The 20,674-nt window shown below is 43.8% G+C and carries 21 protein-coding genes and 1 pseudogene; 17 read left to right on the top strand and 5 right to left on the bottom strand.

Annotation, left to right across the window (positions count from 1 at the left end):
* Positions 1-36 precede the first annotated feature (36 nt).
* On the top strand, positions 37-675 hold the full coding sequence (locus LEP1GSC058_RS10975) for a hypothetical protein (protein ID WP_016550997.1): 639 nt from the start codon (positions 37-39) through the stop codon (positions 673-675).
* On the opposite strand, the gene LEP1GSC058_RS10970 is transcribed toward LEP1GSC058_RS10975, so the two are convergent.
* A complete protein-coding gene (locus tag LEP1GSC058_RS10970; protein WP_016550353.1) occupies positions 672-1,604 on the bottom strand; it encodes a bifunctional riboflavin kinase/FAD synthetase in 933 nt (310 codons plus the stop codon). The two genes, LEP1GSC058_RS10975 and LEP1GSC058_RS10970, sit on opposite strands and share 4 nt — an antisense overlap.
* A gap of 36 nt (positions 1,605-1,640) precedes the next feature.
* Between LEP1GSC058_RS10970 and LEP1GSC058_RS10965 the strand changes: the two genes are divergently transcribed.
* Positions 1,641-2,255, top strand: coding sequence for an LIC10729 family protein (locus tag LEP1GSC058_RS10965; protein ID WP_016550506.1), 615 nt, complete (start codon positions 1,641-1,643; stop codon positions 2,253-2,255).
* Positions 2,256-2,369: 114 nt separating this feature from the next.
* Here LEP1GSC058_RS10965 and LEP1GSC058_RS10960 read toward each other — a convergent pair whose 3' ends face one another.
* The gene (locus tag LEP1GSC058_RS10960) at positions 2,370-2,702 is read right to left on the bottom strand and encodes an STAS domain-containing protein (RefSeq protein WP_039948307.1); all 333 of its coding nucleotides are present in this window, start codon (positions 2,700-2,702) and stop codon (positions 2,370-2,372) included.
* Between the two features lie 119 nt (positions 2,703-2,821).
* Between LEP1GSC058_RS10960 and LEP1GSC058_RS10955 the strand changes: the two are divergent.
* The 4 genes and pseudogenes from LEP1GSC058_RS10955 to LEP1GSC058_RS10940 all read left to right on the top strand — a co-directional run bounded on the left by LEP1GSC058_RS10955 (position 2,822) and on the right by LEP1GSC058_RS10940 (position 5,519).
* Positions 2,822-3,510: pseudogene (locus tag LEP1GSC058_RS10955) on the top strand (LIC_12936 family protein).
* Between the two features lie 49 nt (positions 3,511-3,559).
* Positions 3,560-4,234, top strand: a complete 675-nt coding sequence (locus tag LEP1GSC058_RS10950) for a J domain-containing protein (protein ID WP_016549363.1) — start codon at positions 3,560-3,562, stop codon at positions 4,232-4,234.
* Between the two features lie 4 nt (positions 4,235-4,238).
* Positions 4,239-5,228, top strand: a complete 990-nt coding sequence (locus LEP1GSC058_RS10945) for a type I phosphomannose isomerase catalytic subunit (protein WP_016550063.1) — start codon at positions 4,239-4,241, stop codon at positions 5,226-5,228.
* A complete protein-coding gene (locus LEP1GSC058_RS10940) occupies positions 5,229-5,519 on the top strand; it encodes an HNH endonuclease (protein ID WP_016550832.1) in 291 nt (96 codons plus the stop codon).
* A 54-nt stretch (positions 5,520-5,573) separates the two neighbouring features.
* Here LEP1GSC058_RS10940 and LEP1GSC058_RS10935 read toward each other — a convergent pair whose 3' ends face one another.
* Entirely contained in the window at positions 5,574-5,777 is a 204-nt protein-coding gene (locus LEP1GSC058_RS10935; RefSeq protein WP_232224672.1) for a hypothetical protein, read from the bottom strand.
* Positions 5,778-5,824: 47 nt separating this feature from the next.
* Positions 5,825-8,293: an ATP-binding protein gene (locus LEP1GSC058_RS10930; RefSeq protein WP_016550509.1), complete on the bottom strand. Its 2,469-nt coding sequence runs from the start codon at positions 8,291-8,293 to the stop codon at positions 5,825-5,827.
* Between the two features lie 144 nt (positions 8,294-8,437).
* On the opposite strand from LEP1GSC058_RS10930, the gene LEP1GSC058_RS10925 reads away from it, so the two are divergent.
* Together LEP1GSC058_RS10925 and LEP1GSC058_RS10915 are read left to right on the top strand one after the other, a co-directional pair.
* Positions 8,438-8,776: a DUF1292 domain-containing protein gene (locus tag LEP1GSC058_RS10925; RefSeq protein ID WP_039948571.1), complete on the top strand. Its 339-nt coding sequence runs from the start codon at positions 8,438-8,440 to the stop codon at positions 8,774-8,776.
* Positions 8,777-8,918: 142 nt separating this feature from the next.
* Positions 8,919-10,391 (top strand): potassium/proton antiporter, encoded by a 1,473-nt coding sequence (locus LEP1GSC058_RS10915; RefSeq protein WP_016550017.1) that lies wholly within the window; start codon positions 8,919-8,921, stop codon positions 10,389-10,391.
* Between the two features lie 25 nt (positions 10,392-10,416).
* Here LEP1GSC058_RS10915 and LEP1GSC058_RS10910 read toward each other — a convergent pair whose 3' ends face one another.
* Positions 10,417-11,151 (bottom strand): motility protein A, encoded by a 735-nt coding sequence (locus LEP1GSC058_RS10910; RefSeq protein WP_016550715.1) that lies wholly within the window; start codon positions 11,149-11,151, stop codon positions 10,417-10,419.
* A 181-nt stretch (positions 11,152-11,332) separates the two neighbouring features.
* Between LEP1GSC058_RS10910 and LEP1GSC058_RS10905 the strand changes: the two genes are divergently transcribed.
* The 9 genes from LEP1GSC058_RS10905 (at position 11,333) to LEP1GSC058_RS10865 (ending at position 20,672) form a co-directional block, all read left to right on the top strand.
* On the top strand, positions 11,333-12,484 hold the full coding sequence (locus LEP1GSC058_RS10905; RefSeq protein ID WP_016549681.1) for an IS481 family transposase: 1,152 nt from the start codon (positions 11,333-11,335) through the stop codon (positions 12,482-12,484).
* A 476-nt stretch (positions 12,485-12,960) separates the two neighbouring features.
* Positions 12,961-14,511, top strand: a complete 1,551-nt coding sequence (locus tag LEP1GSC058_RS10900; RefSeq protein ID WP_039948301.1) for a cellulose synthase family protein — start codon at positions 12,961-12,963, stop codon at positions 14,509-14,511.
* An 84-nt stretch (positions 14,512-14,595) separates the two neighbouring features.
* Positions 14,596-14,877 carry a hypothetical protein gene (locus LEP1GSC058_RS10895; protein ID WP_010414765.1) on the top strand — a complete coding sequence of 94 codons (282 nt, stop codon included), beginning with the start codon at positions 14,596-14,598 and terminating at the stop codon, positions 14,875-14,877.
* Positions 14,878-14,886: 9 nt separating this feature from the next.
* Positions 14,887-16,038 (top strand): hypothetical protein, encoded by a 1,152-nt coding sequence (locus LEP1GSC058_RS10890; protein ID WP_016550917.1) that lies wholly within the window; start codon positions 14,887-14,889, stop codon positions 16,036-16,038.
* The gene (locus LEP1GSC058_RS10885; protein WP_039948300.1) at positions 16,028-16,936 is read left to right on the top strand and encodes a hypothetical protein; all 909 of its coding nucleotides are present in this window, start codon (positions 16,028-16,030) and stop codon (positions 16,934-16,936) included. Before LEP1GSC058_RS10890 ends, LEP1GSC058_RS10885 begins: the two co-directional genes overlap by 11 nt.
* Positions 16,911-17,366: a PTS sugar transporter subunit IIA gene (locus tag LEP1GSC058_RS10880; RefSeq protein ID WP_016550728.1), complete on the top strand. Its 456-nt coding sequence runs from the start codon at positions 16,911-16,913 to the stop codon at positions 17,364-17,366. Before LEP1GSC058_RS10885 ends, LEP1GSC058_RS10880 begins: the two co-directional genes overlap by 26 nt.
* An 11-nt stretch (positions 17,367-17,377) precedes the next feature.
* Complete coding sequence (locus tag LEP1GSC058_RS10875) at positions 17,378-18,280, top strand: ABC transporter permease subunit (RefSeq protein ID WP_016550395.1); 903 nt, start codon at positions 17,378-17,380, stop codon at positions 18,278-18,280.
* On the top strand, positions 18,277-19,047 hold the full coding sequence (locus LEP1GSC058_RS10870; RefSeq protein WP_016550945.1) for an ABC transporter permease: 771 nt from the start codon (positions 18,277-18,279) through the stop codon (positions 19,045-19,047). Before LEP1GSC058_RS10875 ends, LEP1GSC058_RS10870 begins: the two co-directional genes overlap by 4 nt.
* Positions 19,044-20,672: a PEGA domain-containing protein gene (locus LEP1GSC058_RS10865; protein ID WP_039948299.1), complete on the top strand. Its 1,629-nt coding sequence runs from the start codon at positions 19,044-19,046 to the stop codon at positions 20,670-20,672. The genes LEP1GSC058_RS10870 and LEP1GSC058_RS10865 overlap by 4 nt, the downstream gene beginning before the upstream one ends.
* Positions 20,673-20,674 lie beyond the last annotated feature (2 nt).

Genomic DNA, 20,674 nt, shown 5'->3' with positions numbered 1-20,674 from the left:
TTTATTTTAGATTAAGGTCGTTTAAAGGAATTGAATATGGATAACGACGATAGGGGGAATTCTACAAAAAAGAAAGTCGAACCTATTGATTCCGAAAAACATTCACCATATCTAATGTCTTCCGATTTCGATTTAATCCAAATCGAAGACCCGATTTTGTCTCTCAAAGGCGTTTCTTTTATTCCTATCTATATTTGTCCCGATTGTGGGGAGCGGACATCGATCCTTTGGCAGAAAAATAGGGGTCGGTTGCGTGATTGGGCGGCTTACCACGAGGAAGTTCATACGATAATCTGCTCAAATACTAAATGCCTCCGCAAGTACGAACCTAATTACGAAATTCGAATGCCGGATGGAATTCCTATTTTGACTAAGTCCGAATTATTAAACGAAATGTTGTCCTGGTTCAAAAGAGCCGATCGCGAAAACGAGAATTCGGATTTGAAACTAAACGAAGATGAGATCTTAACTTGGGATCTATTTTATAAAAAAGTACCGGATTGGCAGGAACATATTCCGCTTGAATTATTTACGAATATATTGCGCTATACTCCGCCGAACGATCTGGAAGGGGTTCTTCTCGGGCGTCCTGCCATGCCCCTATTCGGCGGTTATTTTTTTCAAAAAGCCCGGGAAACTCCTGAAAAGTATCTAAGAAAAAGCGAGGGTTGTTAATATTCGGAAAGTATCCTCCTAGATGTCACTTCGTCTTGCTTCAACTGAGCAATTAAGGCATCCACGCCGGAGAATTTAATTTCCGATCGAATCCTCCGTGAAAAAAGAATTCGGACGGTTTTGCCGTACAAGTCACCTGTAAAATCAAAAATATGGCTTTCTAAACTAAGCTGCTCGTCGCCGAAGGTCGGGTTATTACCGATATTAATCATAGAATCATAATATTTCCCGTCGATTTCCGTTTTTCCGGCGTAGACACCGATTCCGGGTAAAATCAATTCCGGAGAAGGCTTGACGTTAGCGGTCGGAAATCCGATTTTCCGTCCTCGTTTATGTCCTTCGACGACTTGTCCGGATACGGAGAATTCCCTACCTAAACATTCTTCGGCATTTGCGACATCACCTTCCCGTAAAAGAGATCGGATATAAGAACTCGAAAGTTTGGTATCGCCTAGAAAAACGGGGTCAAGTTTTTCAAGTTCGTAACCGTATTGATCGGCATACTCCTTTAACAATTCATAATTTCCACGTCTAGCTTTGCCGAAACAGTGATTGAAGCCGATAAGGATTGCCTTTGCGTTTAGTTCGTCTATCAGAATGGTTTTTAGGAAATCTTCCGCTTCCATGCCGGCTAATTCCATCGTAAAAGGTGCAATGATCAGCCAATCGATTCCGAATGATTCGATTAAGGACTCTTTATCCGATTGAGTCGTCAGACTTCTTAGGTCCTTGTCTTTTCCGAGGACCAACGCCGGGTTAGGATAGTAAGTGATTACTACCGACGGTAGTCCCTTTTCGATCGAAATTTCTTTCGTTCTTTCAAGCAGGGCCTGATGGCCCAAGTGAATTCCGTCGAAATTTCCAAGAGTCAGGACGGTGGGACTGTGTAAAGTTTCCCGTAAGTTCTCTAAGCTCCTAAGAATTTTCAAGTTTCCTCCGGATGGACGGTCGATAGTATAAACAGGATGTATTGGATCCGGCTCACCCTTTTTTTATCTCTGTTCCTTGTCACTCCGAGCCAGGGTCCGGCTAGCGAGGAAAATCGGAAAACGAAAAATTACGAGAATTTTTCTAAGCCGATGGGAGGAGAATCGTATATATCGGAAGATTATCGAACTTTTCCTGAATTGTCCGTGTGGGCCGTCCATAACGGATTGAAATTGGCACCGGATCGCAAGGACCCGGCGCCTGGAGCCGGGACCGGCGTTCTATTCGATAACCAATGCAGAATGATTCCCGAAGAGGGTTTAAACATTCTACTAGTGGCAGACCCGGATCGAAAAGATACTATATACGTATATTTTGACCTTACTTTGTTCGACCAGACTGAAAGTTCCGCTGAACTTCCTAGAAAAGAGCTCCGAATTTTCTTAAACGGAATCGAAAAAGCGAAGGTGAGATTTCCGGATCATTCTTTATATATCCGGTCTCTTTATTCTCCCGCTCCTCCGGTCAGAATTTCCGTGGATCCTTCGGAGTTAATCGACGGACGTTTACTATTAAGGCTGGAACCGGCAAGTGGAGATAAGGGTCGTTTTTGGGGGATTTGGGACGTTTTTTTGTCCTATTCTCAGCTTTAAGAAATATTCACGATCCAGGCTCGGAGCCATTAACCTTAAGAAGAAGTTAATACTCTCTTATCTGGAGAAAAGCAAGTTATCCGCAAATCACCCTTTAGGCGACCGGGACATAATTTACGGGTACTTAGCGGTAAACTCCAATTCCGATAGAGTCTGAAAATAAGAAGTCAATCCGGCTACTTTAAATACTTTCTCTATCGCCGGTTTCATATTCGCGATAAAAAATTTACCGTTCAATTCTTGGACATAATTGAGTTGTTTGATCAACATCCCGATTCCGGAAGAATCGATGTAGTTCAATTTTTCGAGATTAATTACTACGCTATTATTGTTTCGGTCTATATTTTGTTCGAAAAAGTTTTTCAGATCAATGGACGTATAAATGTCCAAACTGCCCGATAAGCCGATTACGTTCGTTTCGCCAGATTTTCTGATGCTGATTTCCATATCGATCCCTTCCCTTTTCGTAGAATCCGGCCTGAATTCAACGAATTTTTAGGAAAAAACCGGGCTTTTTGAGATAAAGGACGACATTAGTATTGAGGGAACATTCGGATTCTGAACTTATGAAGAAAGTAACGTCTTCCGTCATTTTATTTTTTTTACTCTCTACCTCCGTCTTTACACAAGACTTCGAGTCGGACGGTCAGATCAAAATTCTCCCGTACAAACCGACGCAAGTGAAGGACATGGAAGGGCTCACGACCGATATCAAGGATTTTCATAAACGCATCGAGGAGCTTCTCTCCTTTTTAAATAGGAGAAAAAAAATCGTTAATAACGAATACTTCCAATTCATTCCCTCGATTGAGACCTTTGAATTTCCTAGTCGAGAAAGATATCTTTTGGACAAAAAGTTTTATCTAAAAGTTTCCGGCGGGGAAGGGGCTTTAAAGCTGGTAGGTATTCGCTTTATAACTCGCAAGTCGTTAGTAACGAAGCTTCGACCCGTAAACGACGAAATCGGCGAGCTAAAGAACGAGACGTTCCCGCCTCGGATCCTGCCAGTATAGTTTTGCTTGTGCAGAAAAAAACGGATGCGGGAACCCAAGAAGAGTCGTATAATTTGTCTAACATTAGAAATCCCAACCAAAGAGTAAAATTGGTACGATCGTACAGAAATAATTTGGTGGAAGTCGTTCAAGCAATTGGAAAGTATGTGCAAGGAACCATCCAAGCGGACAAGCACGACGTCGATACCATGCTGGAAGGTTTGGATCAAGGCGGATCTTTCCAGGAATTTCAATCTCGATAATCACTCTTTAGTATGTCGATCGACAAAGGATCGAAATTAGGTCCGACGAATGGATACAATTTGGATCGACCATTACCGAATCCTGGGAGTAACAAGCGACGCCGGGACCGAAACGATCAAGGCCAGATTTCGAAAATTGGCCAAAGTCTTCCATCCGGATAACGGCATCACAGGTTCTTCTGAAATTTTTTTAAAGATAGTCCGCTCGTATCAAATTCTCACGAAGCCGGACGAGCGAAGTCGTTTTGACTCCGAATTGCGCGCTCGTCAGAAGGAAGCCGATGCTCGGCGGTCTTTGCAAACCTTTCTTATTCCGCCGTCTAGAATCATATTTTCCGCTCAGGCAGTCGAATTTGCAAAGCGGGGTTTGCTTCGGGCCGGGATTCGCAATCGAGATCGCAGGAGATATACCGGAATTTACCATGATATCTGCCTGCGTTTGAGGGAGGAGGAGCTAGCGGGTAAAATTCTAGCCGAGATTCCCTTGGTCGTGCGCGTTCTATGTCCGGAATGTAGGGGTTCCGATTTGAATTGCGGGTCTTGCAACGGAAAGGGAACTTACAAGAGTTTTCGCTATTTAAAATGGAGTTCGGGACCCGGCACACTTGTTCCGGGAAGGATTTATACGTTAGATCTATCCGGATTTCGTCCGGATGCTTTCACTCATTTCAAAAAGAGGCATATAAAAGTTAAAATTGAACTCTATAAGGGCGGTAAAAAATAGGCATATGCAAAAGGTTCTGAAATTCCGACCCATTTATAAAGAGAAAGTTTGGGGAGGCCGTAAACTTGAAACCGTTTTGGGTAGAAATCTGCCCGACGGGGAAATCGGGGAATCTTGGGAAATTTCCGATTACGGCGAAGATCTGTCCGTGATCGAGAACGGTCCCTCGGCAGGCCGCACGTTTCGAGAAGTTTATACTTCCAACTCGGAAGATATTTTAGGAAAACCTTTTAAAGGTCAAATGTTTCCTCTCTTGGTAAAATTGATCGATGCTAAAGAAAAATTATCGGTTCAAGTTCATCCTGACGACGAGTATACGGACAAGTTCGATTCGACAAGCTCGGGAAAAAAAGAAGCCTGGACGGTCTTGCAAGCCGATTCGAATTCGAAGTTAGTTTGCGGTTTCTCTAAATTAACAAATCGCGATGAATTCGAAAATTTGGTCTCCGGAAATCGCGCCGAAGAAATTTTAAACGTGATTCCGGTCAAAGAATTGGATTCTTTTTTATTGAATCCCGGAAAAATACACGCCATCGGTAGCGGAATCCTGTTGATGGAAGTTCAACAATCTTCCGATTCCACCTACAGAGTTTACGATTATGGTCGTCCCAGAGAATTGCATTTAAAGAAAGCCTTGGATGTATTGGATTATTCCGGACCGAATTCGAGCGACAAGCTATCTCCAAAAACGTTAACTTGGAAATATGGAAAGCGTCTTTTACTTACGGCAAACGATAAATTCAGGATGGAAATTTTGGAAATCGAGGGCACATCCGAATTCATCCTGCCTTCCTTTTCGAAAGAACCTGTCTTCCATATTTTAATGGTTTTGGAAGGTACATGTTCGCTTAACGGGGAGTTGGAGCTGAAAAAAGGGGATACGGCGCTTGTTACCGCCGCCGGAATTCGCTCAGGAGTCTCGGCTCGTTCCTTGACTTCGAATCTTCGACTTTCTTGGTCCGGCCCAGGATCGGATTGGATATCCTTCGATTAAATGTCAGGAGAATCTTTCATTCCGGACGAGCCGATAATCTGGGTCAGCGAAGAAGAAATTCGTAAGCAGCGACAAATTGCAAAGGACCTTCGCAAAACTCCATGGTGGAAAAAGAAAAAGGCGGACGGAGTCTGTTATTATTGTCGAAAGAAATTTCCTCCCGAGGAGTTGACGATGGATCATCTGATTCCGCTCGCTAAAGGAGGAAAATCCGTTAAGGCGAATCTGGTCCCGGCTTGCAAAGAATGCAATAATGCCAAGAAGAACAAACTTCCTTTCGAAGATTTTTAGCCTATTATGCCCGGCCGATATAAATTTGCAGCGCCTATAACGATTCGAATTTCCTCAATGAGAAGTAAAGCATTGATACGGAATTGCGGCCTGAATGAGAGCTAGGTTGCAAAGATTTCTGTCGGAAGGATTGAGGGCGCAGGCCAGTTCCAAACTTTGGGTGATGTCCACGTCTTTCTGCACTTCACGATGGCAATTCTGTTTATCGGTATTGCAGGCCGTTACGTTTCCGAAAAACGATAATAAAAGTAATATCAAGAAAAAACCGATTTTCTTCCGGCAGTAGCGCATACCTTAATCGATACTCATTGCGGAAAATAGGTTTTTAAAAGTCTTTCCCAATCTCTTCGCAAAGAAGGTTTGTGAAGGTAAGCGTCGAATCCTGTGGATTGAAAAACCGCTTCCGCGCCAGGTAAGGCGTGAGCCGTCCAGGCTACTAAAATCGGGAGCTTTCCCCCTTGCTCTTTTAGGGAGCGAACTACTTCTATCCCGCTCAATTCGGGCATTTCTATATCGATCAATGCTAAATCGTAAATTTCATTGGTCAGTCTAAATAAGGCGTCCTTTCCGTCGCAAGCGACGCTCACTTTCATATTCATATTTTCTAATGTTTTTTTTGCGATGGTTCTGGAAGGCTCGCGGTCTTCTACGATCAGGATTTTTTTAGGTTTGAACGAAATATAAGCCGTTTTCTCATCCGGGATTTCGGAACCTTCTCCCTCCTCTTGCGGAAAAGGGAGTAAAAAAGTGAATTTCGAACCCTTACCTATTTGGCTTACGACTCGAATGCTTCCACCCATCAATTCCACTAATTTTTTGGAGATGGTAAGGCCCAGTCCGCTCCCACCGTAATTTCGAAAAATGGACGAATCCGCCTGAACGAAAGGCTCAAAGAGGTCCGTGGCCTTGTCCGAAGCGATCCCGACGCCGGTATCTTCCACCCAAAATTCTAATATTCGGGATTGCGAATCTTCCCCGGCAGTTTTTACGCCTAACACTACTTTCCCGCCCGAACCGGTAAACTTAATAGCGTTGCTTAATAGGTTTAAGAGTACTTGTTGAATTCTACCTTCGTCTCCGATATAGATGCCCGGATGATGTTCAGGATAATGGATATCAAGAAAAATCCTTTTTTCCTCGGCGCGGGCTTTAACGAATTTCGCCGCTTTTTGCAGAATCGCAAACGGATCAAACGGTATGACTTCCAATTCGAACCGATTACTTTCTATCTTGGAAAGATCAAGAAGTTGGTTTACGAGTTGCAAAAGATTTTCACTGGATAATTGGATGATATCTAAATATTCTTTTTGTTCCCCGTTTAGAGGGGTATCGGAGAGAAGATTGGCTGTTCCCATTAAACCGTTTAACGGAGTCCGAACTTCGTGACTCATCGTTGCTAAAAAATCATATCGATATTTCGCCTCTCCTTCCGCCCTGTTTTTCGCCTCCATTAATTCTTTCGTTCTCGTTTCGACTTTTCTTTCGAGTTGGATTTTCAGATCGTTCAGATCCTTGTTGGCCAATTTTAGTTTGGAGCTTACGATTTGGGATCTTTCCAATGCTTTCGAAAAAGAGACTCCGAGAGTGAGGCTATTGAGGAAAATGAAAATAAAGATGGCCGGGGTTAAAATATAGTGAGTATGCAGTAAGTAGTGGGAAGCAAGAATGTCGTTTGTCGAGGCTAGGAGAATTGTGAGAATTCCGAAAAGAAATAACCGAGCGCCTTCTCTTTTGTTGATCAAGGCTTTGATGCATCCGTAAAAAATTAAGCATGAACCTATGATCACGATACTTTGAAACGGAATTAACAATCTTCCATAATACTCGACCGGGAAGAAAATGGTGACGATTGCAAAGAAAGAGAAGGATGCTAGAGAGGCTTTTTCACTCCATCTCGGGAAATCCAAAGGGAAGAGCGAGGCGGCGTAAGAAAAAAATGCCGAGGACAATGCGTACGTCGATATATATTCGAGTCGATGGGTAATTTCCCAAGGAATTTCCGGGAATATCGAATTAAATATCCTATCGCCGGTTAGAAAAAAACGTAGCGTGCCGGCCATCGAGAATATTGCGAAATGAAGCGGAGCCCTTTCTCTCCGAGTTAAAAGATATGCGGCGATCTGATAGATAACCAATACTAAAACCGAGGATGATGTCGCAATTTCCAGCGCGAGGTCGGTATATTTTTCATTTAATATTTTTTCTTGTTTTCCGATCCGTGGAGAATACCAAAGGCCTCCGTAAATATGTCTGTAATTCGAAATTTCAAAAGCTAACTCTTGGGTATTTTCCGGCAAATTAACGATTGTGGAATTAAGAAACGGAATGGAGGCTTCGTAATTTTTTCCTATCTTTCCCATTGATGCGATGGGTTTGCCGTCAGCATACAGCACGTAGGCGGTTCCTTGATCCGGAATCCGTATTACGAGTGCCGGTCTGGATTCCGGAAGGTTTAATCGTAACCGATACGTACCGTATCCTTTCCCATCCGGAAATAGAACCTTTCCGTCTCTTTGCAACCGATTCCAAGTATTCGGTATATAAGTGATAATAGGGGAAGATTCAACCTTGGCGTGTTCGGAAACTAAGAATGCTTTAGGATAGAACTCCCACTCGCCTTCTAAGGATAGCGTATTTTGCTCCGGGTTCCATAGCTGAGCCTCTAAGACGCCGTTTTTGATTTGGATTCCTAGATTATCTCTATTGGAGCAATATACAAACCCCAGTAGACACCCGACTAAGATCGAAAGGAAATAACTTCTCTTTTTGTCCATTTTTGCGGGCTTCCGGCAACACGTTGTTCCGCACCTAATATCTTTCTTTTTTACATCTTGTCTACCTTTTCCGAGGTCGTCCACGGGCCGGAAACTTTTCCGGCAAATCGACATTTCGGTCGATTAGAAAAGGGAGGGAAAAAAATGCTTGAGTCGTATGAAACAAGTTCGGAGGAAAGAGACCACGAGGAATTCGGGGAGGAGATTTTAAATCTTATCGACGAAGACGGAAATCCATATTCGTTTTTGATCGGAGAGGTGGTTGAGATTGATGAAGCTCAATATTTTTTGCTGATTCCCTCGACCGAGGAAGATCGAGAATTAATAAATTTAGATGTAGGCTTTCTCAAAGGGGAAGAAAGTTTCGGCTATCTCGCGGTCAGAATAGAAGCCGACGAATATGGCGAGGATCGACTTGTAGAAGTTACTGATGCTCGAGAATTAGAAGATCTTTTTTTCGAGCTTAATTCGGACGTCGTATAGACCAAGGTTTTTTCCAAAAAGATCAGGACAGGAACTCTTGCGAAGTCCGAAAAGCGATTTCTTTCCCATTTTTCTTCCTCTCCGAAAAGAAAAAACGATTCGTAAAAAATAAAAGGTCCGAGAAAGTATCGTTCGTAACCGAATGGAGTTTGAATTCACAATACTTGCATTATCGAGCCTGATCATTATCAGTATCGGCTTACTTCGAGTCTCCTCTAAATTCGGAGTCCCGGCCCTACTCATTTTTTTGTCGATCGGTATGTTAGCCGGTTCCGACGGTTTGTTAGGTATTCCATTTTCGGATGCGGAATTAGCTCGAAAAGTAGGTTCAATTGCCTTGGCTTTTATTCTATTCTCCGGCGGATTAGAAACCGATTGGACCAAGGTTAGGCCGGTCTTATGGATGGGGATTTCACTCGGCAGTGTAGGCGTACTATTAACCTGCGTGATCGTGGGTTTATTTTCAGTCTATGTGCTGGGGTTTCCACCTCTCGTCGGTTTTCTTTTAGGAGCAGTCGTTTCTTCTACGGATGCTGCCGCCGTATTTAACGTGCTGCGTACGAGCAATACCGGGATGCGAAAAGGGTTAACATCCCTTTTGGAATTAGAATCGGGTAGTAACGATCCTCTTGCGGTTCTTTTGACGACTACGATCTTAGGTTTTGTTGGGAGCGCGGCTCCGAGTTTCGAATTACTTGTCTGGGAAATTTTTAAGCAATTTACCTTAGGAATCCTGCTCGGGTTGCTTTTAGGATACTGGATTTATCGCGGGATGAATCGAATTAAACTGGACTACGAGGGTTTATATCCGGTCCTATTATCGGCGTCCGTTTTGTTCGTATATGCGGCAACTGAGTTAATCGGCGGGAACCCGTTCCTTGCAGTATACATAGCGGGAATCATTATAGGGAATAGATCATTCGTTCATAAACGAAGTAACGTGCGGTTTATGGACGGGATCGGATGGCTAATGCAGATCGTAATGTTCCTTACCTTGGGTCTTTTGGTTTTTCCCTCTAGAATTCCGCCGGTCGCGGGAATCGGTATTGCATTTTCTATTTTTCTAATGCTAATCGCCCGTCCTATTTCAGTTTTCATTTCTTTGACCGGATTCGGGGTGGATTGGCGGGAAAAGATATTAATTTCTTGGGTAGGATTAAGAGGGGCAGCTCCGATTATTCTTGCGACGTTTCCGTACGCCAAGCAGCTTCCCGAATCGGAAATGATTTTTCATTTGGTCTTTTTTACCGTATTAACCTCTTTGTTGCTGCAAGGTTCCACGATTCCGTATGTCGTTCGTCTTCTCGGCTTGCAAGCCACTCTAGAACAACGCGCCTCTTACCCTTTTGAATTCGAGAATAAGGAACAAAGCGATACTCACTTACTGGAATATATCGTTCCTTACGGTTCCGCGTCCGTGGGTAAATTCGTTTATGAATTGGATTTTCCCGAGAACTCTTTGATCACTCTGATTTATAGAGGTGACAGTCACATAGTTCCTACCGGAAAAACGAAAATGGAAGATGGAGATGTTCTGCTCGTTTTGACTCCATCCGGAGCCGAAAATGAGATCCGCGAAATTTTGTCTCGAATGAGTGAGCGCAAGATAACGTAAAAATTTCAAGTAGTGAATCTAATTCCTAATCTAGGAAAGGCGCCATCCTCTCTACTAAAATACGTCGATTGTCTCCGGTTTGCAGAGAGATGATTCCACGAATCATCGCTTGTCTCCGGTTATTGCGAGAACGCGCCCAGGTTTTAATCCGATTTGCTAAGGGAAAATATATCAAGTTAGCGAATGTAATTCCGTAGAATGTCGCGATAAAGGCCGTTGCAATTCCCTCTCCCAAGGCTCGTGTTCCTGCGCCTAAATTTTCGAGAACGCTTACGAGGCCGAGAACGGTTCCGATAATTCCAATCGTAGGAGAAAAACCGCCGGCGGTTTCCAAAATTTTTGCCGAGCGGGTTTCTTTTTCTTCGAGTCCTTCGGCGGCTTCGAATAAAATTTCTTCGACGGCTCGAGGATCAGTTCCGTCGACAATCAGTTGAATTCCTTTTCTCAAAAATGCATCAGGAATGGCAGCAAGTCGATCTTCCAGAGAGAGCAGACCATTTTTTCTAGCCCTCTCCGCAAAATCTAAAAACAAATCGGTAAGCGAATAATCTTTTCGAGGAAAAACCGCATCTTTTAAATGTAAAATCAGATTTGCAAATTCTTCCGTTGTATAGCTGGCAAATGTCGCTCCGGCTGTTCCCCCTAGGATCAACACAAGCGCGGAAATTTTTAAGAACGAAAGAAAATGAGCCTCTTCTAACAGGATAGCGAGAAGTAAGGAGGCAAGGGCAGCAAGGAGTCCTAAAACGGCGGAGCGCATCGAGGCTAAAATAGGGTAATCTATCTAAGGGACAAGTAATTTAAGCGCAGATTGATAAATGGTAGTTCGGCTTTGTTTTTGAAGGACGGATTCCCCACCCGGTACAACCCGGAGACATAGGTAACAGAATAGACCTGTGACATAGGTAACACTGAAATTTAGGCAAATGGAGGAAAATCCTTTGCCGTGGAAAGAGGTGTCCCCTATGGACGAGAAAGTAAAATTCATTGCCGCAGTATGCGACGGAACGGTTTCCATAAGTTCTCTTTGTGAAACATTTGGAATAAGTAGAAAGACGGGATACAAGTGGCTTGAACGGTATCGGAAGGAAGGCCCTGAAGGTCTTTTGGAGAGAAGTAGGGTTCCGCACACAAACCCGAACCGAGTAGGTTTTGCGGAAGAGCGGTTGATTCTTGCAGTTCGTAAGCAACACCCTACTTGGGGACCTCGCAAATTGCTTGTAATACTTGAGGGAAGTCATCCGGAAATTATTTGGCCTGCAGCGAGCACGATCGGCAGTATTCTTAAGAAAAGAGGTTTAGTAAAGCCCCGTAAGAAGAGAGGGGGAATGGTTCGTTTTTCGGAACCTTTTCGAGGTTATGATCATCCGAATGCGGTTTGGTGTGCTGATTTCAAAGGTGATTTTAAAATGCGAGACGGAATTCGTTGTTATCCCTTAACAATATCCGACGGTTACAGTCGGTTTCTTCTAAGTTGCAAAGGGCTATCAGGCACAAGGACTTACGAAACAAAGAAGGAATTTGAGAAGTGTTTTCGAGAATACGGCCTTCCGAATGCGATTAGAACGGATAATGGAATTCCGTTTGCTGCCGGGTCGGGAATTTCCCTATTATCAATGTGGTGGATCAAATTAGGTATTTTTCCGGAAAGGATTCATCCGGGGAAACCACAAGAGAACGGAAGGCATGAAAGAATGCATAGGACTTTGAAGGCAGAAGCGGTTTATCCGATTCGTTCTAATATGAGACAGCAGCAAAAGGCATTCGATCGTTTTAGAGCGGAATATAACCATGATCGTCCCCATGAGGCGTTAGGTCAGAAGCCGCCTGCGAAGATCTATAAACCTTCCCTAAGATCCTATCCGAATCGTCTATCCGAGATATTTTATCCAGACCATTTTGAAATTCGTAAAGTCGATGACGGTAATTTTTATTGGAAAAATCAAAGATTCTTTATTACGAAGAGTTTAGGTGGAGAGAATATCGGTCTTGAACCTGTCGACGACGGCATATGGGCCATTTACTTCAGCTTTGTGAAAATAGGTTATTTGAATGAGAACACAAAGAAAATATCTAGGACTTTGAAAGTGTAACCCATGTCTCCGGTCTAAAGTGTTACCTATGTTCCAGGACGTACACCTTATTGGGTGGGGGCCGGATCGGTGGTACCGCGATCTTTCCGATTTTCCCCCATATCCGAATTCGCCGGTTTTTACAATCAGTTTTCGATCGATCTCCGTTGGAGGAGCTCCCACAAGGTGGGGGAATCCAGGTAAATGTTTGCGATTTTGTTTTGTTAGAAAACAGAGAAATCGGATTTTTCCCCCGAATGTGATGCTAAGTTTTTCGCATTTTTGGAAGAAAATCTGCGACTGGCCCTAAGGTCGTCTTATTGAAATCCGATACTTTAACCGGATGGACCACAACCTCCCTGGTTGAGGAACTTCCACTGCGAATTTTCACTTTCTAACCGAGGGGACGGGTCCTCCGTCCTCTTGATTTTTCCCCTTTCTATGTTGCGCCGCAAAACCCGTTGACTTTTCGGCTATTTCCGAAAAACCTGGCACAAATGCTGACCGCGGTAACAGTTCTCTTCCTCACAATTTACGCCTTAGATATCTTAGGTTTGTTCTTTTTTGGAATTCACACCTACATCATGGTGTATCTCTATAAAAAATATAATTCGAATTGCGATACGGATCCAAGCAGGACTTTTTCGATTACCGATCCAAATCTTCCGAAAGTTACGGTTCAGCTTCCTATTTTTAACGAGTTTTACGTCGTAGATCGACTGATTGATTCCACCGTTGCTTTAAAATATCCTAAGGATAAGTTGGAAATCCAAGTATTGGACGATTCTACTGACGAAACCATCCAGAAAGCCGCAAATCTGGTCGCTCAATACAAATCACAAGGCTTCGATATTAAGCATCTTCACAGAACCAATCGTATTGGGCATAAAGCCGGGGCCCTCGATGCAGGAATGAAGGAAAGCACCGGAGATTATATCGCGATTTTTGACGCCGATTTTATCCCTGATCCCGACTTCCTGTTGAAGACTATGGCGTACTTTGACGATCCGCAAATCGGGATGGTCCAATCTCGCTGGGGACATATTAACGCAGATTATAATATTCTTACAAAGGCTCAGAGTTTTGGTATCGACGGTCACTTCATGATCGAGCAGGTCGCCAGAAATGGAGCCAAACTTTGGATGAACTTCAACGGTACTGCAGGAACCTGGAGAAAAGAAACTATTATCGATGCCGGTGGTTGGGAGCACGATACTCTGACCGAGGACTTTGATCTTTCTTACCGCGCAGAACTTCGCGGGTGGAAATTCCGCTATTTTAAAGATGTTGTATGTCCGGCGGAAATACCGGCCATGATGTCCGCTTACAAATCTCAGCAATTCCGTTGGTGCAAAGGTTCCATTCAGACTGCAGTGAAGCTTTTACCGAGAATTTGGAAAGCGGATCTTCCCTGGAAAACTAAGGCTGAAGCGGTAACCCACTTAATTAATTATTCCGTTCACCCTTTAATGATCATCAATATCCTTTTCAGCGCTCCCTTATTGTTAATGGAATACTGGTCAGGATTCAGCTTCTACGACCTTCCTTTAGAAGTATTATCAGGAACGGCTGCAGTCCTTTCCGTCGGTTCAGTCGGGCCTCTTTTCTTCTACGCATACTCTCAAAAAACCCTTTATAAAGATTGGAAACGTCGCTTAATTTACCTTCCAATTTTGATTATGGTCGGAACCGGAATCGCAGTGGTCAATACCCGCGCTTGGCTGGAAGCAGTCCTTGGAATTCAATCTTCCTTTAAACGGACTCCTAAGCTTAGAATCGAAAAGAATTCCGACTCGGTAAAGGAACGATTGAAGTATACTGTTCCGTTAGATTTTCATGTAGTATTGGAATTCTTACTTGGAGTTTATTGTCTCTTTTCTGTGGCTTTATCCTTCCTCGTCGGGCGCCCGTATATCGTAGGTTTCCTCTTGATATATGGAATCGGATTCTTCTTCGTTTCCTTCCAATCCTTCCGGGAAGCAGCTTGGAAATACAAAGCCTCTGCCGCCCAGGAGCCCGTTCAAGAAGAAGTCCCTCAAGAAGCCTAATTCCGGGCTTCTAATAGGAGAAACAGGTTGACTACCATGGCCTTGGCCTAAATCTGTCAAATACCCCAGGAAACAGGATAACCGATGAGCGAGAAAGTCTATTGCGCCAACTGCCTGCATTGCGTAACAGTAAGGCAGTATGAATCCGAGGCGGACAAATACATCCTCCGGGTCAAATGCACCAAAAAGAAATGGTCCAAGCGTTCCGGCGAGGAAAAACTTTATAAGTATTTTACCGTAGCACGCCGTATGCAAACGGATTGTGAATTTTACGAGCCGATGGGAGAAATTCTTCCTTATATTAAAAATTTGAAGAAAGAACTTCCCATTAAAGACGAAATCTATATGGTTAAGTCCCCTAATTAAAAAAGGGCATTGTTCGCAAAACCGTTTCTCCTCAAACCCAGAACCGTCAAAGACGCGGGAAACCGCAAGACGGTTCTGGATGAACCTTACACCCTTATTCCAGATGGCGGAGCTCTCCTGCTAAAAGAATTTCCTGCCAGGGTCAAGGTAGGCGATTCCCTTTTTAAACAATCTTCAGGCACAATACTCTCACCGGTTAATGGAGTTGCATCCTTAGCGCACGGCGAGAGCGGAACCCGAATCCGGATCGTTCAAGACGGAATCTTTCCGATCAAAAACGAATTGCATCCGAAGATTTGGAAAAAGGAAGAAGCGATCGAAGCTATGGATCGACTTGGGTTGGTCTCTCTGGATTTTCCGGACCTTCCTTTGTCGGATTCTTTTCGAGATAGAGTCAAACCTCGTTTTATCATCTTATCTCCCTATACTCGCTCCCAAGATATCGATTTTACTTCCCGTTTGCAAACGAATCCGGAGTGCCATAAATCATTCGTAGATTCGCTCAAACTTTGGTTCCCTGAAACTGAAATCAGGGATTATATTTTGGAGAAGAAAGCTCCCCTTCGAAATTACGCTTATCCCTGGGGAATTCCGGAGTATTTCACACTTAAGACGGAAAAAATCCCCTTCTCGCGATTCAGAGACGTGATCTATCTCGGCCCTGAAACTTTATATTATCTTTATAGAGCCATGTTCGGCGGGATGCCTTTTATAGAAAGGGAGATAAGCATTTTTTTCCTGGGAAAGAACGGCGGCTTGCGGAAAGCAGGAACTCCTCTTCGGGTCCAAAACGGGCAAAATTTAAAGTTTCTGTTCGAAGAATATGAGCATTCCTATTCTCAGTTTACTTTAAATTCTTTTTTTGAAAGTTATCCCGTTCGCAATACGAAAGAAGGATTTTACTGGGACATTCGATTGTATTCCTCCCTTATTTTGCTGGCTCGTCATGATGCCTTCAGGTCTGAATTCCCTTGCGTCGAATGCGGCGAGTGTTCTTTAAACTGTCCGACAAAATCGAATCCGATGGCTTTGATGGGGACTTTAGGCCAATTCCAACCAGGTCTTTGTATGGAATGCGGCATCTGCACCTTCCTTTGTCCTTCTTTTATTTCTTTGAGAGATCGAATTCGTTCGGTTAAGGAGGAATCGGTTGGCATTTAGTTTTATCTTGTCGACTGGAAGGGGTTTTTTCCGCCGAAAGGATCTGCTTTTTCCGGATATTCTTTCTGCCGTTCTTTGTGTATTCTTATTAGCGTTGGGCTCATCCGGGACTCTATATTTTTTGCTTCCTTTAGGATTCGGTTTACTTGTTGGAGCCTTCGCATATTTCTTTTTAACCGAAAGAAAGTCTTACGGGTTCTATTGGATTAATCATGCTCTTTATTTTGCTCTTTTAATTCCGAGGGACCAGCGATTTGCATTACATGCGATCTTTGCCGTTTTAATCGGATTCGGACTTTGGTGGATAGGGGAAAGAAAATTAAGAATTCGATTTCCTTTAGCTCTAGTGCAACTTTTAATTTTCCTTTTACTCTATCTCATTCCTGGGATACAAATTTGGTCCGTGTCGCCCGGGTTTGGATTTCAAGATCCGAACTTTACTGATTTATACACTCGCGGAGTGTTTCAAGTGGACGCGAATCCGAGCGAGAGATTTTCCGCTTTGCAGGCGTCCGGGGGCTACTCGGTCCTATTATTATTGCCGATTTTTCTGAAACGACCTATCGCCGTACTTCTTCCGATTGCGTTCGGAGTTTTTTTGGCAATCTGGACTTTCCAATTCGGTATTCCTGTTAGAGATTTTATTTCGGAACCGATCTGGGCGGCAAGTTCTGCGTTTGCCATTGCACTTGCTATGCCGGGACACAATACGGAGTCGGTTCTTCCCGTCTCTTTTTTATCCTTGGTACCAATTGCCATCGGAATTTTTTTCATTTCAGCAGGAACCATTCCCTCTTTCACTTGGGTCGCGTCGTTTTTTTTCATTGAATCCCTCCTGATTCGTATTTTCCTAGGAGATAGGATAGAGAAGCATGAACCAGCTCCTGGCTTTACTTAAGCCTGAGACCGTAATATTTGATCTTGAAGGTTCTTCGAAAGAAGAGGTGATTTCACGTTTACTGCAAAAGGCAGTCGATGTCAAACTCATCGGACCGGAAGTTCGGGAACCCGTTTTCGAGTCTCTTCTTGCAAGGGAAAAGTCGATGTCGACAGGTATCGGTAGCGGGGTAGCCATTCCTCACTGCTCCGTGAATCTAGTCGATGAACTGAAATGCGTAATGGGTCTTTCGAAACAAGGGATCGAATTTGACGCAATCGATCACTTGCCCGTACATATTTTTATCTTATTAATCGTTCCCAAGTCCAAGTTTCAGGAACATATTAAAACTCTTGCTCAGATCGCTAAAACTCTGAATGTCAAGGAGGACAGGGAAAAACTGATCGATTCCAGGGACTTTGAGGAGATTCGGAAAGCCTTTACTCCGTAAGGAACGCGACTTTGTTGGAAGAGGCTAGGCGATTTCTCGTTTTTATCGTTTTACTGTCCGCAGTCTCCGTCCTGTTTTCTCAATTGCGTTCTTTGGATCGGGAATTTTTAAACGCCGACTCCGGAATTACAAATCAAGATAGCCGTTCGCTTTCCGAGCAAAAGAGTTTTATCGATTCGTACCTTTCCTTTTGGAAAGGCATTCTTAGCTTCGATCTTGGGCTTACCGAATCCGGCGACCCGGTCCTTTCTCATATCGGTTCCCGATTTTTACCGACCTTTCATCTTGCCTTCTTCGCGATCATTTGGAGCGTGCTTTTCGCAATAGGATTGGCATTCTTTGCTTTACTCCTAAAGTCGAGTTGGTTGCGAATTCTTCTGGATATTCTTAGCCAAATTATTCTTTCCACGCCGATTTTTGTCTTTGCCGTCGTTCTCTTAGTCGTATTTTTCTTTATTCTAGGTTGGCTTCCTCCCGGAGGTTACGAGTCTTGGAATAGTTCCTATGTCATTCTTCCGGGGGTGGCTCTAGGTTCCCGCGTATGGGCCAGATTATTCCGATTCTCTTTCGGGATGGCTGAATCCGAATCTTCCTCCGCTTACGTGACAGTACTAAGAGCCCGCGGTTATTCACGAATGAGGATTCTCTTTCGGCATATTCTTCTTAAGATCTTACCAGTACTTCTGGTATTGATTTTGTTGGATTTTAGTTCCCTGCTGTCCGGCGCCATCGTCGTGGAGGAAATATTCTTCTTTCCCGGCATCGGAAAATCGATGTATCATGCAATTCGTACGATGGATGCTCCGCTACTTTCCGCGTTACTTTTTTATAGCGGAACGATATTTTATCTTCTAACAAGAGTTTCCGAAAGAGTTCGAGATGGGCTTCTTGGCTGGGAGACACAATCAGCATGAAGCTCTCGGATTCTATACGATTCATAGTCATAGGAAGTTTTCTCGTGATCGCGTTAGGCGGCATTCTTCTACATTCTCCCCCGACTCAGGTCGAATTAGGAGAATCATTTCGGTCCATTAGCGTGGAGGCTCCGTTCGGAAAAGATCGACTCGGACGCGATGTCTGGGCAATGCTCGGCTACGGCAGTCTTTCCACATTTCTATTCGCATTTCCGGCGAGAGTTCTTACGTTAATGTTCGCGAGTCTGTTAGGACTGCTCGCATATTCGAGCCCTTCCTTACAGAAAAATTTTCTATCTCCCTTATCTTCGGTTTTTGTTTCCATCCCATCTTTATTGCTCGCTCTTCTCGTAATACAAGCGTTTGGTGCGACCGCAACTTCTCTATTTATCGCGATTCTTCTAGGCGATTGGGCACATGCATACGAAACGTTACGTGCTCGAATCGAAGAAGTCAGAGGAAGCGGATACGTGTTGGCCGCCTCTTGTTTCGGGGCCGGAAAGACTTATATTTTTCGAAGTCATATTCTGCCGCAGGCGTTTCAATTATTGGGAATTCTGTTAACGACAGGACTTCCTTCGGTAGTTATGACTCTGGCGATTTTCGGATTCTTGGGAATCTCGGCAGGAGGAGATACTTTCGGTCCAGGTTTGGGAGAGCAAATCGCTTTCTCGAAAGATTATGCCGAATCTGCGCCCTGGGCCTTGGTAGTTCCCATCCTCGGAATTCTCGGCCTGGTCTATTCCGTCGGGGGGCGCAAGAATTGAAGTCCCATTTTTCAAAGAGACTTTGCGCATGCATCGGGTTATTTTCCATGTTGCCTATTTGCGGCGGGAGTTCCTTATTTGCGATCGACGATCTATATAATTTCCCGTCGATGTCTTCCAAAGAAAAGATCGAATTTGAAAAGGAACGTAAATTGTGTTTCTTTCCGCTGCGAAATCTGTCGGGTGATGCCGCTTTGGATTTCTATTCGGCGGGATACGCTTCGGTTCTCTATTCCGGATTAAAAACTACGGTTCAAATATACGACGAAAATGCGCTTCCTACTTCGATTCAACATCCGTTTGGAAATCAAGATTCTATAAAACAAGGAAAAGTAAAGGAAGGAGAATGGGATTCCGATCGTCTTGAAAAACTCCGTTCCGGAAAACTCGTGGTGCCGATTAAAAACGATCCGAGATATCTTTCTCTTAGATCCGAGCCGTTCGAATCGGAACTTCCTCCCGACGACGGAGGAGTTATTCCGTTAGCTAGGAAAAATAATTGCTTCTATACCGTTACCGGCGAATTCGAAAAAAAATCCGTCGATGAAATGCGAATCCGAATAGTCTTACGATCTTTTAAAGACGGGGCAAAAAAGGAATTTTCCCATAAGACCAGCATTAGACGTTCTTATCAAGAATTGAATCCGTTGGTCGAATCTTTAAAAAGTTTTCTTTTGGGGAAATTTACATTTCGCTTAACGGTTAAATCGGAAGGTATTTTGTCGTCGTTGGTATTTTTGGACGGGAATTATATCGGTAAGACTCCTCTCGTTCGAAACGATATACTACCGGGAATTCACGATGTTAGGGTTACCCGAGAAGGCTTTAACGATTGGCGAGGAGAGGTGGATATGCGGACCTCTTCCCAGGAAATCAATATCCAATTATTTAAGGAAAAGAAGGAAGGATTTCTCTCCGTAACGTCGGACCCGCCCGGTGCGAACGTTTATTTCGGCTCCGAATTGTTAGGTGTGACTCCGTTGAATAGAATTCCGGTTAAGGTGGGCTGGAATCGCATTCGACTTTCAAAGGAAGGTCATGTGGATGTCCTAAAAGGAATCGAAATCAAAAAGGACCAAATTTCGGAGGTAACCGGTACTCTAAAACAGGGCGACTCGGTTTCATATTATAAAAATAAAAAATATGTTTTTCTGGATCATACTTACGACGATTTCGCTATATATTCGTTGTACGGAAGTTTATTGTTCTACGCGGGATATTATTACTTTAATTTAAAAGCGGATTCTATTCTCGAAGGTTCGCGGCCGATGACTGATGCCGTGACGGTCACCGGTTTGGCGTCCTTAATTCAGAATTCCTCGAATTTCAATTCGTTTGCTGCCGCGTATTATTATCAGTATAATATTCATAGTCAGGCGGAGTCGAAGGCCAATTATTACCGAGGATTGGCGGGCTATATCGATCGAGATACGGGAATTCACAGCGGATTGATGCTTTATGGAATTGCCGCTATGTTGGTATTTTCCGTTTCCTTTTACGTCTTAGGTTTGGACTCGGAAACCATCGACGTAGGTGTTGCTCCCGTCAAAACGCCGTATTTTGCAAGAGGGTTGGAGAATCAGTTCGAAACGGAGACCTATGCAAGATTCAAACATAAATTTTGAAT

This window comes from Leptospira fainei serovar Hurstbridge str. BUT 6, from assembly GCF_000306235.2.
GTDB lineage: Bacteria > Spirochaetota > Leptospiria > Leptospirales > Leptospiraceae > Leptospira_B > Leptospira_B fainei.
This window is presented reverse-complemented; position numbering and strand designations above follow the sequence as displayed.